Origin of the sequence: Pseudomonas sp. SD17-1 (assembly GCF_029201585.1) — a bacterium.
In the GTDB taxonomy this organism is placed as follows: domain Bacteria; phylum Pseudomonadota; class Gammaproteobacteria; order Pseudomonadales; family Pseudomonadaceae; genus Aquipseudomonas; species Aquipseudomonas palmensis.
The window spans coordinates 5,053,344-5,070,074 of sequence record NZ_CP104044.1; the positions used below are offsets into that span (position 1 = coordinate 5,053,344).

The 16,731-nt window shown below is 63.9% G+C and carries 14 protein-coding genes; 10 read left to right on the top strand and 4 right to left on the bottom strand.

Annotation, left to right across the window (positions count from 1 at the left end):
• Nucleotides 1-47: 47 nt before the first annotated feature.
• Entirely contained in the window at nucleotides 48-1,967 is a 1,920-nt protein-coding gene (locus tag N0B28_RS23070; RefSeq protein WP_275729019.1) for a sigma-54-dependent Fis family transcriptional regulator, read from the bottom strand.
• A gap of 265 nt (nucleotides 1,968-2,232) precedes the next feature.
• Here N0B28_RS23070 and N0B28_RS23075 point away from each other — a divergent pair, with 265 nt between their 5' ends.
• The 9 genes from N0B28_RS23075 (at nucleotide 2,233) to N0B28_RS23115 (ending at nucleotide 11,486) form a co-directional block, all read left to right on the top strand.
• Nucleotides 2,233-3,753: an aldehyde dehydrogenase family protein gene (locus N0B28_RS23075; RefSeq protein WP_043863920.1), complete on the top strand. Its 1,521-nt coding sequence runs from the start codon at nucleotides 2,233-2,235 to the stop codon at nucleotides 3,751-3,753.
• 175 nt (nucleotides 3,754-3,928) lie between these two features.
• On the top strand, nucleotides 3,929-5,371 hold the full coding sequence (eat, locus tag N0B28_RS23080; RefSeq protein ID WP_043863921.1) for an ethanolamine permease: 1,443 nt from the start codon (nucleotides 3,929-3,931) through the stop codon (nucleotides 5,369-5,371).
• Between the two features lie 46 nt (nucleotides 5,372-5,417).
• Nucleotides 5,418-6,812 (top strand): ethanolamine ammonia-lyase subunit EutB, encoded by a 1,395-nt coding sequence (locus tag N0B28_RS23085; RefSeq protein ID WP_275729023.1) that lies wholly within the window; start codon nucleotides 5,418-5,420, stop codon nucleotides 6,810-6,812.
• A gap of 7 nt (nucleotides 6,813-6,819) precedes the next feature.
• On the top strand, nucleotides 6,820-7,647 hold the full coding sequence (gene eutC / locus N0B28_RS23090) for an ethanolamine ammonia-lyase subunit EutC (protein WP_054916334.1): 828 nt from the start codon (nucleotides 6,820-6,822) through the stop codon (nucleotides 7,645-7,647).
• Nucleotides 7,648-7,755: 108 nt separating this feature from the next.
• The gene (locus N0B28_RS23095) at nucleotides 7,756-8,214 is read left to right on the top strand and encodes a GNAT family N-acetyltransferase (RefSeq protein ID WP_043863924.1); all 459 of its coding nucleotides are present in this window, start codon (nucleotides 7,756-7,758) and stop codon (nucleotides 8,212-8,214) included.
• Between the two features lie 274 nt (nucleotides 8,215-8,488).
• The gene (locus tag N0B28_RS23100; protein WP_043863945.1) at nucleotides 8,489-9,139 is read left to right on the top strand and encodes a DedA family protein; all 651 of its coding nucleotides are present in this window, start codon (nucleotides 8,489-8,491) and stop codon (nucleotides 9,137-9,139) included.
• 9 nt (nucleotides 9,140-9,148) lie between these two features.
• Complete coding sequence (locus tag N0B28_RS23105) at nucleotides 9,149-9,964, top strand: zinc-dependent peptidase (protein WP_043863925.1); 816 nt, start codon at nucleotides 9,149-9,151, stop codon at nucleotides 9,962-9,964.
• A 91-nt stretch (nucleotides 9,965-10,055) separates the two neighbouring features.
• Complete coding sequence (gene ppa / locus N0B28_RS23110; protein WP_043863926.1) at nucleotides 10,056-10,583, top strand: inorganic diphosphatase; 528 nt, start codon at nucleotides 10,056-10,058, stop codon at nucleotides 10,581-10,583.
• A 192-nt stretch (nucleotides 10,584-10,775) separates the two neighbouring features.
• Complete coding sequence (locus tag N0B28_RS23115) at nucleotides 10,776-11,486, top strand: XRE family transcriptional regulator (RefSeq protein WP_043863927.1); 711 nt, start codon at nucleotides 10,776-10,778, stop codon at nucleotides 11,484-11,486.
• Nucleotides 11,487-11,832: 346 nt separating this feature from the next.
• Here N0B28_RS23115 and N0B28_RS23120 read toward each other — a convergent pair whose 3' ends face one another.
• The 3 genes from N0B28_RS23120 to N0B28_RS23130 all read right to left on the bottom strand — a co-directional run bounded on the left by N0B28_RS23120 (nucleotide 11,833) and on the right by N0B28_RS23130 (nucleotide 15,823).
• The gene (locus N0B28_RS23120; protein WP_043863928.1) at nucleotides 11,833-14,262 is read right to left on the bottom strand and encodes a TonB-dependent receptor; all 2,430 of its coding nucleotides are present in this window, start codon (nucleotides 14,260-14,262) and stop codon (nucleotides 11,833-11,835) included.
• Between the two features lie 113 nt (nucleotides 14,263-14,375).
• On the bottom strand, nucleotides 14,376-15,323 hold the full coding sequence (locus tag N0B28_RS23125; RefSeq protein ID WP_043863929.1) for a FecR domain-containing protein: 948 nt from the start codon (nucleotides 15,321-15,323) through the stop codon (nucleotides 14,376-14,378).
• Nucleotides 15,323-15,823, bottom strand: coding sequence for a sigma-70 family RNA polymerase sigma factor (locus tag N0B28_RS23130; RefSeq protein WP_043863930.1), 501 nt, complete (start codon nucleotides 15,821-15,823; stop codon nucleotides 15,323-15,325). Before N0B28_RS23130 ends, N0B28_RS23125 begins: the two co-directional genes overlap by 1 nt.
• A 236-nt stretch (nucleotides 15,824-16,059) precedes the next feature.
• Here N0B28_RS23130 and N0B28_RS23135 point away from each other — a divergent pair, with 236 nt between their 5' ends.
• Complete coding sequence (locus tag N0B28_RS23135) at nucleotides 16,060-16,638, top strand: TetR/AcrR family transcriptional regulator (RefSeq protein ID WP_043863931.1); 579 nt, start codon at nucleotides 16,060-16,062, stop codon at nucleotides 16,636-16,638.
• The last annotated feature ends 93 nt before the right edge of the window (nucleotides 16,639-16,731 follow it).

Below are 16,731 nucleotides of genomic sequence, written 5' to 3' on the forward strand. Positions count from 1 at the left end.
TGGAGGCAGGGTAGCTTAGGGTGGGAAAAATCGCATCCTGAGTTTGCCTAGGCGCCCCGTGCAATCCCGTGCTTGCGCAGCTTGCGGTACAGCGTATTGCGGCTGACCCCCAGTTGCGCCGCCACCTGGGTCATGTGCCAGCGCTTGTGCTCCAGCGCCTGCAGCAGCGCGGCCCGCTCGGCGTCGTCCAGCGGGTGTTCGGCCTGCGGCCTGGCAACCGTGGGCTCGAGCGCTGCCGGGGGCTGGCGCACTACCGGCGGCAGGTCGTCGAATGCGATGCGGCCATCCTCGCACAGGGCCACCAGGGTACGCAGCACATTGCGCAACTGGCGCACGTTGCCGGGCCAGGCAAATTCCAGCAGCGCCCGGCGTGCCGACGGCTCTAGCTGCACAGGTTGGCCCGCGGCCTCCTCGGCCAGGACAAAGTCGAGCAACTGCGCCTTGTCGCTGCGCTCACGCAATGCCGGCAGGGCGACCTCCAGGCCATTGAGGCGGTAATACAGGTCTTCGCGAAAGCTGCCGGCCTCGACCCGGCCCAGCAGGTCACGGTGGGTGGCACTGATGATGCGCACATCCACCGCCTGCGGCTCGCCGCCGATCGGTACCACCTGGCGCTCCTCGAGCACCCGCAGCAGGCGCGTCTGCAGGGCCAGCGGCATGTCGCCGATCTCGTCCAGCAGCAAGGTGCCGCCGTCGGCCTGTTGCAGCTTGCCGCGCATGCCCTCCTTGCGCGCCCCGGTAAAGCTGCCGCCGCGATAGCCGAACAGCTCGCTCTCGATCAGGCTCTCCGGGATCGACGCACAGTTGAGCGCGACGAACGGTTTGCCCGCGCGCTGGCTGGCCTGGTGCACGGCCTTGGCGAAGGCCTCCTTGCCACACCCGGTTTCGCCGTTGAGCAGCAGCGGCACGTCGCGCTCGAACACCCGTAGCGCACGCCGAAAATCCTGTTGCAGTGCCGGGTCGACCAGGCAGATGCGTTGTGCCGGCATTGGCGTGCTGGTGGCCGACGGTGCAAGCGGTGGCGCCACCGCACGGGCCTGGCCGCGCAGGCTGGCGAACAGCACACGGCCATCGCGGGTACGCAGCGGCCAGCTGGTGCTGGCGGCCGCCATGGCACGCCCGAGCAGTTCATCCAGCGCGCAGTCGAAAAACGCCTCCACTGGCTGGCCGAGCAGCCCGCCGCGTGCCGTTGCCAGCAGGTTCAGCGCACTCTGGTTGACCGCACAGATACGCCCCTCGCCATCGAACGCCAGCAGCCCCTCGCTGAACAGCCCGACCGATTCGGCCTGCAGGTGAAAGCGCAACAGCCAGTGGTTTTCGAAATGGCGCAGGAAGTAGCAGCTCTCGATCATCTTGGCCGAGAGGTTGACCAGCGCCATGGTGTGGAACTGGCTCTGGCGCGACATGTCGGGGCGCGCCGACGACACGTCGAGCACTGCCAGCAGCTCGCCCTGCGGATCGAACACCGGGCTGGCTGAGCACGTCAGCCCGGTATGGCGCCCGCGAAAGTGTTCATCCTGGTGAATGGTCAGGGCCTGGCGCTCGACCAGACAGGTGCCAATACCGTTGGTGCCTTCGCAGGCCTCGCTCCAGTCGGCGCCCAGCCAGAGCCCGGCGCGCTCGAAGATGCGCCGCTCGGTGGGTGCGGTGACGCAGTTGAGGATCACCCCGCGTGCATCGGTCAGCAGAACCGCGTGCCCGGCGCCGCAGAGTTGCTGATGCAGGCTGTTCATCTCGTTGCCGGCGATCTGCAGCACCTGCTGCAGGCGCTCACGGCTCTCCAGCAGCCGCCCGTGCTCGAGCACGGTGGGCGCAACGCTCTGGGCCGGGTCGAGGTGGTAGTCCTCCAGGCAGCGCAGCCAGGAACGGGCGATCGACGGGTCGCTGCCCGGCCCCTGCAACAGCGCCTTGCCCTGGGTGACGGTGAGCACTTGCCGGGCGTGCCGGCTCAGATGATTGCTCTGCACTTTTTATTGTTCTCCGCACACGAGATGAACCCAGCATCCTCCTGCCGCCAGTGCATTGCAATGGTGGCGGGACCGTCGGGTCACGTTGTGTGCCACAACGGGTACAGAGTGTCACCCAGGCTGTGCCGGGGCTGGCACACAGCGCCTGCGGGGCGCCCTCCGCGCCGCGCCAAGCCCTTGATTTCACTAGGCCACCGGGCAGTGGCCCGTGCCTTGCACTACGCTTTACATCCTCCCTACAAGCACAATAGCCAGGAGACACACCATGCGTTACGCACATCCCGGTACCGACGGCGCGATCGTTTCCTTCAAGAGCCGCTACGGCAACTACATCAACGGCGAGTTCGTGCCACCGGTCAAAGGCGAGTACTTCACCAACACCTCGCCGGTCAACGGCCAGCCGATTGCCGAGTTCCCACGCTCCAGTGCCGAAGACATCGACAAGGCGCTGGACGCCGCCCATGCGGCCGCCGATGCCTGGGGCACCACCTCGGTGCAGGCACGCTCGCTGATCCTGCTGAAAATCGCCGACCGCATCGAGCAGAACCTCGAACTGCTGGCCATCACCGAAACCTGGGACAACGGCAAGGCGGTACGCGAAACCCTCAACGCCGACATCCCGCTGGCCGCCGATCACTTTCGCTACTTCGCCGGCTGCCTGCGCGCCCAGGAAGGCAGCGCCGCTGAAATCGACGGCAACACCGTGGCCTATCACATCCACGAACCGCTGGGCGTGGTCGGCCAGATCATCCCGTGGAACTTCCCGATCCTGATGGCCGCCTGGAAGCTAGCCCCGGCCCTGGCCGCCGGCAACTGCGTGGTGCTCAAGCCGGCCGAACAGACCCCGCTGGGCATCAGCGTGCTGCTCGAAGTGATCGGCGACCTGCTGCCACCGGGCGTGCTCAACGTGGTGCAGGGCTATGGCCGTGAAGCCGGCGAAGCGCTGGCCACCAGCAAGCGCATCGCCAAGATCGCCTTCACCGGCTCCACCCCGGTGGGTTCGCACATCATGAAATGCGCCGCCGAGAACATCATCCCCAGCACCGTGGAGCTGGGCGGCAAGTCGCCGAACATCTTCTTCGAAGACATCATGCAGGCCGAGCAGAGCTTCATCGAGAAGGCCGCCGAAGGCCTGGTGCTGGCGTTCTTCAACCAGGGCGAGGTGTGCACCTGCCCGTCGCGCGCACTGGTGCAGGAATCGATCTACCCGGCGTTCATGCAGGAGGTGATGAAGAAGATCAAGCAGATCAAGCGTGGCGACCCGCTGGACACCGACACCATGGTCGGCGCCCAGGCCTCCGAGCAGCAGTTCGACAAGATTCTTTCGTACCTGGAAATCGCCGAGAAGGAAGGCGCCGAACTGCTCACGGGCGGCAAGGTGGAAAAACTCGAGGGCAACCTGTCGACCGGTTACTACATCCAGCCGACCCTGCTCAAGGGCACCAACAAGATGCGCGTGTTCCAGGAAGAGATCTTCGGCCCGGTGGTCAGCATCACCACCTTCAAGGACGAAGCCGAGGCCCTGGCCATTGCCAACGACACCGAATTCGGCCTGGGCGCCGGTGTATGGACCCGCGACATCAACCGCGCCTATCGCATGGGCCGCGGCATCAAGGCTGGCCGCGTATGGACCAACTGCTACCACCTGTACCCGGCGCACGCCGCGTTCGGCGGGTACAAGAAGTCCGGCGTGGGTCGTGAAACCCACAAGATGATGCTCGACCACTACCAGCAGACCAAGAACCTGCTGGTGAGCTACGACATCAATCCGCTGGGCTTCTTCTAGGAAGCCCGGCTGCAAGCGGCAAGCTTCAAGCAGCAAGAAAAAGCAGACCCCATGCGATTTGCCTTCTCTTGCGGCTTGCAGCTTGAAGCTTGCAGCTGTTCTGGCCCCTTTCGTGCAAGACCATCACCACAGGCCGGCACCCGCCGGTGACTAAAAAAAGAACAGGTGAATCCCCATGCCAAGCGATCATTCCGGCAACGCGCCGGCTTCCGTCGATTTCGAAAAGGTCGGTTCCGAGTATTTCCAGCAACGTGAACTGAAAAAAGGTGCCGCAGGCTGGGTCCTGCTGGTGGGTCTGGGCGTCGCCTACGTGATCTCCGGCGACTACGCCGGGTGGAACTTCGGCCTGGCCCAGGGTGGCTGGGGCGGCATGTTCCTGGCCACGCTGCTGATGGCCACGATGTACCTGTGCATGTGCTTTTCGCTGGCCGAACTGTCCTCGATGATCCCCACCGCCGGCGGTGGCTACGGCTTCGCCCGCAGCGCCTTCGGGCCCTGGGGCGGGTTTCTGACCGGCACCGCGATCCTCATCGAATACGCCATCGCCCCCGCCGCCATCGCGGTGTTCATCGGCGCGTACTGCGAATCGCTGTTCGGCATCGGCGGCTGGGTGATCTACCTGGCGTTCTACATCATCTTCATCGGCATCCACATTTTCGGCGTGGGCGAAGCGCTCAAGCTGATGTTCATCATCACCGCCGTGGCCGCGATCGCCCTGGCGGTGTTCCTGATCGCGATGGTGCCGCACTTCGATTCGAACAACCTGTTCGACATCGCCAAGACCGACGCAGCCGGCGCCAGCAGCTTCCTGCCGTTCGGCTACGTCGGCGTGTGGGCGGCAATCCCCTATGCCATCTGGTTCTTCCTGGCGGTCGAAGGCGTGCCGCTGGCCGCCGAAGAAACCAAGAACCCCAAGCGCGACCTGCCCCGCGGCCTGATCGGTGCGATGCTGGTGCTGCTCAGCTTCGCGCTGCTGATCCTGGTGATCGGCCCGGGCGGCGCCGGCGCCGAAGCGCTGAAAAGCTCGGGCAACCCACTGGTGGAGGCGCTGGCCAAGGCCTACGGCGGCTCGACCTGGATGGGCGGCTTCGTCAACCTGGTGGGCCTGGCTGGCCTGATCGCCAGCTTCTTCTCGATCATCTACGCCTATTCGCGGCAGATCTTCGCCCTGTCGCGCGCCGGCTACCTGCCGCGCAAGCTGTCGCAGACCAACCGCAGCAAGGCTCCGGTACTGGCGCTGATCATCCCCGGCATCATCGGCTTTGCGCTGTCGCTGACCGGCCAGGGCGACCTGCTGATTCTGGTGGCGGTATTCGGCGCTACGCTGTCCTATGTACTGATGATGGCCGCGCACATCACCCTGCGCATAAAACGCCCCAAAATGGAGCGTCCGTACCGGACCCCGGGCGGCATCTTCACCTCGGGCGTGGCGCTGGTGCTGGCCTGCCTGGCGGTGGTCGCAGGTTTCCTGGTCGACCCACGGGTGGTGATTGGCGCTGCGATCATCTATGGCGTGCTGATTGCGTACTTTGCCTTCTATAGCCGACACCACCTGGTGGCCGGCACGCCGGAGGAAGAGTTTGCCGCGATCCAGAAGGCCGAAGAGGCCTTGCACTGACCGCCCCGCGCCGCAGGCCTGGCCTGCGGCGCCATGGAGATTGCGTATGAGCAGTTTTGTACACACGGTGGGCACCCAGACCTACCGCTTCGACAGCCTCAAGGACGTCATGGCCAAGGCCAGCCCGGCCCGCTCCGGCGACTTTCTCGCCGGGGTGGCGGCCGGCAACGACGCCGAACGGGTGGCCGCGCAGATGGCGCTGGCCGATATCCCGCTCAGTCACTTCCTCAGCGAGGCGCTGATCCCTTACGAAGACGACGAAGTCACCCGCCTGATCATCGACACCCACGACAAACAGGCCTTTGCCGCCGTCAGCCACCTGACCGTGGGCGGGCTGCGCGACTGGCTGCTGAGCGAGCAGGCCGACGAAGACAGCCTGCGCGTCCTGGCCCCGGGGCTGACCCCGGAAATGGCCGCTGCGGTCTCGAAGATCATGCGCGTGCAGGACCTGGTGCTGGTGGCGCAGAAGATCCGCGTGGTCACGCGCTTTCGCGGCACCCTGGGCCTGCGCGGGCGCCTGTCCACCCGCCTGCAGCCCAACCACCCCACGGATGAGCCGGCCGGCATCGCCGCGAGCATTCTCGACGGCCTGCTGTACGGCAACGGCGACGCCATGATCGGCATCAACCCGGCCACCGACAGTATCGCCTCGATCTGTGCTCTGCTGGAGATGCTCGACGCGATCATCCAGCGCTACGACATCCCCACCCAGGCCTGTGTGCTGACCCACGTCACCACCTCGATCGAGGCCGTCAACCGCGGCGTACCGCTGGACCTGGTGTTCCAGTCCATTGCCGGCACCGAGGCGGCCAATGCCAGTTTCGGCATCAACCTCAACCTGTTGCAGGAAGGCTACGACGCCGGCCTGAGCCTGAACCGCGGTACCCTCGGGCAGAACCTGATGTACTTCGAGACCGGCCAGGGCAGCGCGCTGTCGGCCAACGCGCACCATGGCGTCGACCAGCAGACCTGCGAAACCCGGGCCTATGCCGTGGCACGGCATTTCAAGCCGTTTCTGGTCAACACCGTGGTCGGCTTCATCGGCCCGGAGTACCTGTACAACGGCAAGCAGATCATCCGCGCCGGCCTGGAAGACCACTTCTGCGGCAAGCTGCTGGGCGTGCCGATGGGCTGCGATATCTGCTACACCAACCATGCCGAGGCCGACCAGGACGACATGGACACGCTGCTGACGCTGCTGGGGGTGGCCGGGATCAACTTCATCATGGGCATCCCCGGCTCCGACGACATCATGCTCAACTACCAGACCACCTCGTTCCACGACGCGCTGTACGCACGCCAGACCCTGGGCCTGAAACCGGCCCCGGAGTTCGAGGCGTGGCTGGCGCGCATGGGCATCTTCACCCAGGCCGATGGCCGGGTGCGGTTTGGCGACAACCTGCCACCGGCCTTCCGCCAGGCGCTGGCGCAACTGGGATAAGCGAGCCATGGACAAGCAACCCACGCAGCACGACAACAGCGACAACCCCTGGCTCGACCTGCGCCGCCTGACCCCGGCGCGCATCGCCCTGGGGCGCACCGGTACCAGCCTGCCGACCCGCGCACAGCTGGACTTCCAGTGCGCCCACGCCCAGGCCCGCGATGCCGTGCACCTGGCATTCGACCATGCGGGCCTGCGCGAACAGCTGAGCGAACGCGGGCGCGACAGCATCCTCTTGCACAGCGCCGCCAGCGACCGCCACAGCTACCTGCAACGCCCGGACCTGGGGCGGCGCCTGCATGAGGAATCGGCCCGGCAACTGCGCGAGCATGCCCAGGCCAACCCGGGCGGGGTCGACCTGGCGATCATCGTGGCCGACGGCCTCTCGGCCCTGGCGGTGCACCGGCACACGCTGCCGTTTCTCAACCGTCTGCAGGAGCACATCGATGCCGAGGGATGGTCCACCGCCCCGGTGGTGCTGGTGGAGCAGGGCCGGGTGGCGGTGGCCGATGAAGTCGGCGAACTGCTGGGCGCGAAAATGACCGTGATCCTGATCGGCGAACGTCCGGGCCTGAGCTCCCCCGACAGCCTGGGCCTGTATTTCACCTACAGCCCCAGGGTCGGCCTCACCGACGCCTACCGCAACTGCATTTCCAACGTACGCCTGGAGGGGCTGAGCTACGGCATGGCCGCCCACCGCCTGCTGTACCTGATGCGCGAGGCCTGCCGTCGGCAGCTCTCGGGGGTCAACCTGAAGGATGAAGCCCAGGTCCAGACCCTGGAATCAGACGCCGACACCCCTAAAAATGGAAACTTCTTACTCGGCAATGATTGAGAACTGACCACTTTTTAGCGGATTGCGCTTTTTTCGCGCTTTAGGCAGCATCTGGGGTGACGGCTGCCCGAGGTTCGCCGCCACTCCCCATGGACCCGAGGCCTGCTTATGCGAATTATCAAAGCAACTCTTGAGCATCTGGATCTGCTCGCCCCTCTGTTCGTCAAATACCGCGAGTTCTATGGGCAATTGCCCTATCCGGACTCTTCACGCTCGTTTCTGGAAAAACGCCTGGAGCGCGACGAGTCGATCATCTACCTGGCGCTGCCGGACGACGATGACAACAAGCTGATGGGTTTCTGCCAGCTGTACCCGAGCTTTTCGTCGCTGTCGCTCAAGCGCGTATGGATACTCAACGACATCTATGTGGCCGAAGACTCGCGGCGCATGCTGGTGGCCGACAACCTGATGCGCGAGGCGAAGAAACTAGCCAAGGACACCAACGCCGTGCGCCTGCGTGCCTCGACCAGCAGCGACAACGAGGTGGCAATGAAGACCTACGAGTCGATGGGGTTCAAGGCAGATACCGAGTTCAAGAGCTATATCCTCCCGATCCATTCCGACTGACGGGCATCCTTCGTCAGCAAAGCCGGCTTCCACAGGTCTGCGCGCTGGCCATGTAGGCGCCAGCCTTGCTGGCGATGGGCTGCATAGCAGCCCCGCTGCGCTGGGGCCCAGAAATCCGCCGCTACAAACTGCTCCGCCATAATCACGCCATGCCCGTATAATGCGGCCTTTCAATTTGTGTGAAATTTTACCCTTACCCCGGGTAACGGCTACACACTTCGCACTGCCAGTCCTCGCATGCCCGTAGAGCCGGGTCTTGAACAAGGTGCCGTACATGGATTTCAACCCGCTGGACCTCATTCTGCATCTCGATACCTACCTCGATTTGCTGGTCAACAATTACGGTCCGTGGATCTACGCCATCCTGTTCCTGGTGATCTTCTGCGAGACCGGCCTGGTCGTCATGCCGTTCCTGCCGGGCGATTCGCTGCTGTTCATCGCCGGTGCCGTGGCCGCCGGCGGCGGCATGGACCCGGTACTGCTGTGCGGCCTGCTGATGGCGGCAGCCATCCTGGGCGACAGCACCAACTACGTGATCGGGCGAACGGCCGGGGAACGCCTGTTCCGCAACCCCGACTCGAAGATCTTCCGCCGCGACTACCTGCAGCAGACCCACGACTTCTACGAACGCCATGGCGGCAAGACCGTCACCCTGGCGCGCTTCCTGCCGATCCTGCGCACCTTCGCGCCTTTCGTCGCGGGCCTGGCAAAAATGGTCTATCCGCGTTTTCTGATGTTCAGCGTCGCCGGCACCATCCTGTGGGTGTGCGGCCTGGTGACGCTGGGCTACTTCTTCGGCAACGTGCCGTTCATCAAGTCCAACCTGTCGCTGATGATCGTGGCGATCATCCTGCTGTCGCTGGTGCCGATGATCATCGGCCTGGTGCGCAGCCGCATGGGCCGTGGCCAGGCCAAGGCCCAGTAACCCGCGCACATGTGGAGCCTGAGCGCCTGGCGGCGCCGTCGTACCCTGGCCCGCTACCCGATCGAGCCACAGCAGTGGCAGCGGGTACGCGAGGGCCTGCCGATGCTCGACGGCATCAGCGACGAAGAAGATCACTGGCTGCGTGAAGCCTGCATCCTGTTCCTGCAGCAAAAGCACCTCACCACCCTGCCCGGCGTCGACGCCGATGCCGAGCAGCGCCTGCACCTGGCGGCCCAGGCGCAACTGCCGCTGCTGCACCTGGGCGATCTGAACTGGTACCAGGGCTTCCATGAAATCGTGCTCTACCCCGATGACTTCGTCAGCCCCCAGCGCCACCGTGATGCCAGCGGTGTGGAGCATGAATGGGACGGCGAACACAGTGGCGAGGCCTGGCAGCAGGGCCCGGTGATCCTGGCCTGGCCCGGGGTGCTGGCCAGCGGTGGCTGGGAAGGCTACAACCTGGTGATTCACGAACTGGCGCACAAGCTCGACATGCTCAACGGCGATGCCAATGGCCTGCCGCCGCTGCATGACAGCATGCGCGTGGCGGACTGGGCGCAGGCCATGCAGCAGGCCTACGACGATCTCAACCGCCAGCTTGACCGCAACCCCGATGCCGAAACGGCCATCGACCCCTACGCCGCGGAAAACCCGGCCGAATTCTTCGCCGTGACCAGTGAATACTTCTTCAGTGCCCCGGACCTGCTGATGCAGGCCTACCCCGCGGTTTACGCGCAACTGAGCGCGTTCTACCGCCAGGATCCGCTGGCCCGCCTGCAACAGCTGCAACGTAGCCATCCGCACTACCAGCACACGACTAATTGACCAGGCCGGGCATCTGGCCGGGCGTGGCAAGCGTTACGGAATGTGCCTATAATCGCGACCAATTTTTGGCCAAACATGGGGGCAATGCCCAATGAGCTACAGCAAGATTCCGGCTGGCAAAGACCTGCCGAACGACATCTACGTCGCCATCGAGATTCCAGCCAACCACGCACCGATCAAGTACGAGATCGACAAGGACAGCGATTGCCTGTTCGTGGACCGCTTCATGGCCACCCCGATGTTCTACCCGGCCAACTACGGCTTCATCCCCAACACCCTGGCTGACGACGGTGATCCGCTGGACGTGCTGGTGGTGACCCCGTACCCGGTAGCCCCAGGTTCGGTGATCCGTGCTCGCCCGGTCGGCATCCTGCACATGACCGACGACGGCGGCGGCGACGCCAAGGTCATCGCCGTACCGCACGACAAGCTGTCGCAGCTGTACGTCGACGTCAAAGAGTACACCGACCTGCCGGCACTGCTGCTGGAGCAGATCAAGCACTTCTTCGAGAACTACAAGGATCTGGAGAAAGGCAAGTGGGTCAAGATCGACGGCTGGGGTGACGCAGAAGCGGCCCGTGCCGAGATCACCAAGTCGGTGGCAGCCTACAAGGGCTAAGCACTGCGCTTGAGGAAAAGCCCCGCGATTGCGGGGCTTTTTTGCATCTGCGGCTCGCTGCTTGAACCAACAGCGTCCGATTATTCCTACAACACCAACAGAACCCCCTGTAATACCCCCGCTTTTGCCCGCGAAACACTTCAACCCAATGTTTATATAAACCCTTCTTTTCCCTCACTAAACTCAATCACCATGAATACATCTGGTGATCGTTTGAAAGCGCTCCTGCGCGAGTGCAACCTGACCGCTTCCGACTTTGCCGCCCAGCGCGGGGTGACGCCGCAGCATGTGAACAACTGGTTCCAGCGCGGCGTGCCCATGGCGCGTCTGGACGAGATTGCCGAGCTGCTGTGCGTACGCCCTCGCTGGCTGCGCACCGGCGAGGGCCCCAAGCACCACAACCCGCTGCCGCGGGTCAGCCGCAACCGTGGCGAGCAGGAGCAGCAGGCCCCGGACCACAGCCTGTTCGCCGCGCATGGCGAGCAGGACGTGCTGCTGCCCTTCTACCATGCGCAGCCCCGGCAGTTTGCCGAAATCCCTGGCCGCCACCTGCGTTTGCCGCGCTGTGCGCTGGACAACCTCGGGGTCGATGCTGCGCAGGCGCTTTGCGTGAGCATGCCCGACTACAACATGAACCCCTTGCTGCAGTACGGCGCGACCTTGGCGATAGACCGCAGCCTGACCCGCGTGATCGAGGGCGAGATATACGCGCTGCTGCACAACGGGCGCTTGCGCGTGCACACCTTGAGCGAACGGGCCAATGGCGCGTTGCGTCTGCACAGCCATGACGGTGACGAATTTCCGAGCGAAACCTACAGCCTGTCGCAAATCCGCAACCAGGGTCTGGAGGTGCTGGGGTGGGTGTTCTGGTGGGCTCACCTGCGGGATGATCGCCCGCGCTAAAGCGGTTGCAGCGGTTTTTTTGCTGGGCATTGCGATCCATTCCCAGTATGCTGTGCCGCACTCAAGCCCCGGTTGCAGCCTTGCATCCTGAGGGCGTGGCGCGGCACACACTGCCCCCGCCACCCCCGGCCCCAGCGCCGGATCACGATTTGAAGGCGGTTGCGGCTTACCAAAAGTCAGCCAAGACTGTCCCCGAGAAGCCGGCCACAAGCCGGCTTTTTAATGCCCAGAAAAACCCGTCCCAACCCCTGAAGCCATTCCCAAACCTTGCATGGGGGACGGTTAAAGGCCGCCTGGGCATGGCACGCCACCGGGCTTCCCCGAAAAGCCACGCCCAGGCCTTGCATCAGTATTGGTAGCGCAGCGTCACCGCAAAATTGCGCGGATCACCGTAGTACAGGCCGCCGAAGTTGTTGGAAGTGGGCAAGGACTGGTAGTAGACCTTGTCCAGAACGTTGTTGAGGTTGTACTGCACGCTGAACTGTTGGTTGATCTGATAGTGCGCATGCAGGTTGAGCAAGGTGTAGCCACCCTGCTTGATGTCGTACCCGGTCACGTCGGCGGCAGTGCGGCTCTGTGCATAGACATCGCCGCCCACACGCCATTGGTCGAGGACACCGGGCAAGCGGTAGTCGGTTGCCACCTTGAGCAGGCGGCGCGGGATCTTGCGGTAGTAGTCCGAACCCTTGCTGGCGCCCGCCACATATTCGGGATCGCTATAGGTATAGCCAGCGCTGACATTCCAGTTCTCCAACGGCTCGCCGGACACCTCCAGTTCGAAGCCACGGTTACGCACTTTTGCGCCTGTTTCATAGCACTTGCTCGTCCCCGTCACACCACAGGTGGGCGACACCGGCAACGCCTCGGGCATGTTCTCCAAGCTGGTCTGGAAGATTGCCAGCGAGGTGTTCAGCCGACCATCGAAGTATTCACCCTTAATGCCGGTTTCGTAATTCTCGCCTTCGATCGGGTCAAGCAAGGTATTGCCGACACCGTAGTAACTCTGTGTCTTGTAGATCTCGGTGTAGCTGGCATACCAGGTGTGGTGCTTGTCCAGGTCCAGCACCAGCCCGGCATAGGGCACCAGCCGGCCATTCTCCCGGTATTGGTCATTGGTATAGGGGCTGGCCACCTTGTAGTCCGACCAGCTCACCCGCGTACCGACGATCAGGCTCAGGTCATCGGTCAGGCTGAAGCGCGAGGCACCATACAGGCCGCGCTCCTTGCGGGTGTAGTTGTAGTCTGCGCCTATAGCATTGAGGATCGGGCTGGGCAGGGCACTGTAGTCGAAGTCGGTGATGTCGATCGTCGGGTTGTTGGTGGCGCTCTTGATCACCGCGTCGAACTCGTCCTTGCGCGTGTTGGCCCCGAGCATCAACTGATGCTTGCGCCCGAACAGCTCGAAGGGCCCGGTAGCATAGAGGTCCAGGGCGAACTGGGTGTCTTCGTAATCGGCCTGGGAGACGGTCATGCGATAGTTGTCGCCCGCTACCCGGTTCGGGTACGCGGAGAGAAAGTCGGCGTTCGACCAGATCGCATTCATGGCCAGGGTCAACTTCCACTCGTTGTCGAAGGTGTGCGTGAGGTCGCTGAACAGCGTGTAGTTGTTGCGATCCAGATGGGCCCACTTGCCGTTGAGGTTGGTGGAACGCGAAAGCGGATAGAAGGAGCCGTCACGACGAGTGTTCAAGCCGCCCCAGTCATAGCCGTTCTGGTTGTCTTTCTGGAGAGTGGCGCCCACCGTCAGTACGGTGGAATCGTTCAGATCCGCCTCCCCCACCAGGTACAGCAACTGGTTGTCACGCTCGGAGCCGTCGCGGTAGCTGTTGGCGTTGTTGTAGTAGGCCACTGCACGGCCGCGAACATTGCCCGTAGGGGTCAGTGGCCCGGAAACATCCACCTGGCCACGGTAGTTGTCCCAGGAGCCTGCCCCCAGCTCCGCGCCCAGACGAAAGTCCTGGGTCGGCCGTTTGCGTACCAGGTTGATCGCCGCCGACGGGTTGCCCGTGCCCTGCATCAGGCCGTTGGCACCGCGTACGACCTCGACGCGGTCATAGATGGCCATGTTCGAGGTGGACATGACGTCCATGGAGTAGTTTTCCGAGATGTTGGTCGGAATGCCGTCATATTGCAGGTCGCTGATCTCGAAGCCGCGCGAGTAATAGGTGGAGCGATCAGTGCCGATCTTGGTGAGGGTGATACCGGTCGCCGTGCGCGCGATGTCGTCCAGGCTCTGGATGTTCTGGTCGTCCATCCTCTTGCGGGTGATCACCGTCACCGACTGCGGTGTTTCCCGCAGGCTCAGGGCGAGCTTGGTCGCCGTGTTGGTCGAACCCGTGGTGTACGAACCGGTGCCCTCGGTCGTGGCGCCCAGGCCCTGCCCGTTGACGGTGGTGGCGCCAAGCACGACCGCGTCCGAGGAACCGTCCTGGACCAGCAGATACCCACCATTGGCCTGGCGCTGAGCGCGCAAGCCGCTATTGGACAGCAGCAGCGCCAGCCCCTCATCGACCCCATAGGCACCATCAAGGCCCGGGGTGGTCAGCGCGTGGATCTGCCGTGGATCGAAGGAAATCGTCACACCCGCCTGCACGCCGAACTGGGTCAGCGCGCTACCCAGCGGGCCTGCGCCGATGTGGTAGGCGATACGGCTCTGGGCGTGAGCCGCAGCAGGCATCAGCACCACCCCCGGCACACTCGCCATCGTCAGGCCGAACATCGCCAGGCGCACTGCGCGGGGCAATGAGATCGAGGGGGAGAAGCAAAGCTGGGGCATGAAATGATCCTTCTGTTGTCTTGGCAGAAATCCGCTGTCATCGCGGCTCCTGTCATTGACGGATGAGAATCATAATCAGCAAGGTGCTCCGCGTATTTTCTGTCAGTGACGGTTCAGACGGCCTCGACACTGACCCAGTAGCGGGTCAGGTAACGCAGCTTCACCGGCAAGGTCCGGGTCAGGTTTTCCAGGACCGCATCTGTATCGTCGATACGGAACGCTCCGGAAATGCTCAGGTCGCGAACCGCCCCGGCGCAGCGCAGCACGCCCGGGCGATAGCGCCCCAGCTCGTCGATGAACTCCCCGAGGCGCCACTCGTTGACACTCAGCATGCCCTGCACCCACGCGGTCGAACCCTGGGCCAAGACACCGGCAGGATCGGCGCGATCAGGATCGAACGCCGCCTGCTGACCGGCCTCCAGACGCACTGCCCGCTCCGGGTGACGGCGAGGACGGAGCTCGACCGCCGACTGCAGCACCCCCACGCGGGTCCGGTCGGTCATCTGGCGCACGCTGAAGCGCGTCCCGAGCGCGTGGATGCGCCCGTCCTGGGTCTCGACGATAAACGGCCGCTGCCCAGGATCCTTGGCGGTTTGCACGAGGATCTCCCCGCGGTAAAGACGGATAAGCCGAAGTTGCCCGTCGAAGCTCGCATCCAGCGCGGTGTTGGCATTGAGTTCCAGCTGCGACCCGTCGTCCAGCCGCAGCGAGCGACGCTCGCGCGCGCCCGTGCTCTGCTGAGCGAACAGGCCATGGTTCGCCAGCGGTTTGCCGATCATCCAGCTGCTGCCCCCGACGGCCAGCAACACGCCGAGGATCTTCAATACCTCGCGGCGTTGCGCCTGGGCCGCATCCAGCCCAGACCGGGCGGCATGTGCGGGTACCGTTGCCCATTGCCGCTGGAACGCCTCGACCCGCGCCCATGCCTCGGCGTGCGAAGGATCTGCCCCCAACCATTGCTGCCAGGCCCGGGTGCAGGCCTCGTCCACCCCTGCATCGTTGAGCTGCACGTACCAGGTCGCAGCAGCTTCGAGGGTCCGACGATCGAGCGCCGCGCTCATCAGTTGTCCGCCAGCAGCAGGCACTCGGTCATGGCTCGCACCAGATGGTTCTTCACCGTGGTGACCGAGACCCCGAGGCGTTCGGCCACCGCCACATAGGTCTGCCCCTCCAGCTGCACCGACAGAAAGATCTCCCGGGTACGCTTGCCCAGCCCGTCCAGCAGGCTGTCGACCGCCACCAGCATCTCGAGAATGGACAAGCGCACCTCAGGTGATACCTCGACCGGTTCAGGCTTCTGCGCCAGGGCCACCAGATACGCCTGTTCGATCGCCCGTCGCCTCGACTTGTCGATCAACAGCGAGCGCGCAATTGCAGTCAGGTAGCCCCGCGGCTCTCGGATCGGCGCGGCGTTGCGTGCCGTCATGACCCGCACGAAGGTGTCCTGAGCCAGATCCGCCGCATCGGCCGAATTGCCCAGGCGCATGCGCAACCAGCCTTTCAGCCAACCGTTGTGTTCGGAATAAAGCTGGTGAAGTGCCAAAGGCTCGAGTGCGGACATAAGGGGGCCATTAAATATGCAAATGGTAATTGATCGCATTATTTAGGGCGAGCGCAGTTCGTGCAAGGGGCAATCCGCCCGCCAGGTGTGCATCTGGCCTGATGATGCCCGGGGCAAACTACGCACCTGCCCCCTCCCCCTGCCCGCGAAAACCCAACCTCCAGCACTTTCCCTGATGACACCCCACCCATTAAGTTGCACTCTGCACCAAACTGATTCAGCCGGAACCGATTTTGATGGAAAGCACACCCCCGACCGTTGCCGCCGAGCGCCTGCTGGAAAGCGCGCGACGGCTGTTCTGCCGTGAAGGCATTCATGCAACGGGCGTTTCGCGCCTGCTCAGCGATGCCAAGGTCGCGCGGCGCACGCTGTACGAGACCTATGGCTCCAAGGAGAACCTGCTGCGTGCCGTGTTCGATCGCGAGGCAGCGATGTGGTTTGGCTGGTTTGACCAGGCACTGCCTCAGCGTACCGACGACCCGGAGCAACGCCTGATCTTTCTGTTCGACCTGCTCGAGGAATGGTTCGCCAGCGGGCGCTTCTTCGGCTGCCTGTTCACCAACGCCGTCGCCGAACACGACAAGTCTTCCAGCTGGGTACGTGACCTGGCCCAGGCGCACTTCGATCGGGTGCATGACCGCATCGAGCAACTGGCCGCGGCCTGCGGGCTGCCGGAACCGGCCTGGGTCGCGCAGCAGATCTCGCTGCTGATCGACGGTGCCATCGCCACCGCGATGGTCTCGCGCAACGCCAGAAGCGCACAGGTTGCACGCTCGATCCTGCTGACCCTGCTGCGCGAAGCGAAAGCCGCCTAGCCCGCCCCCTGCACCGCTGCCGGTGCAGGCCTCGGCGCCTATATGCTAATGAGGCATAAGCTAAGCTTAAAATATTAGTTCTGCTTATATCGC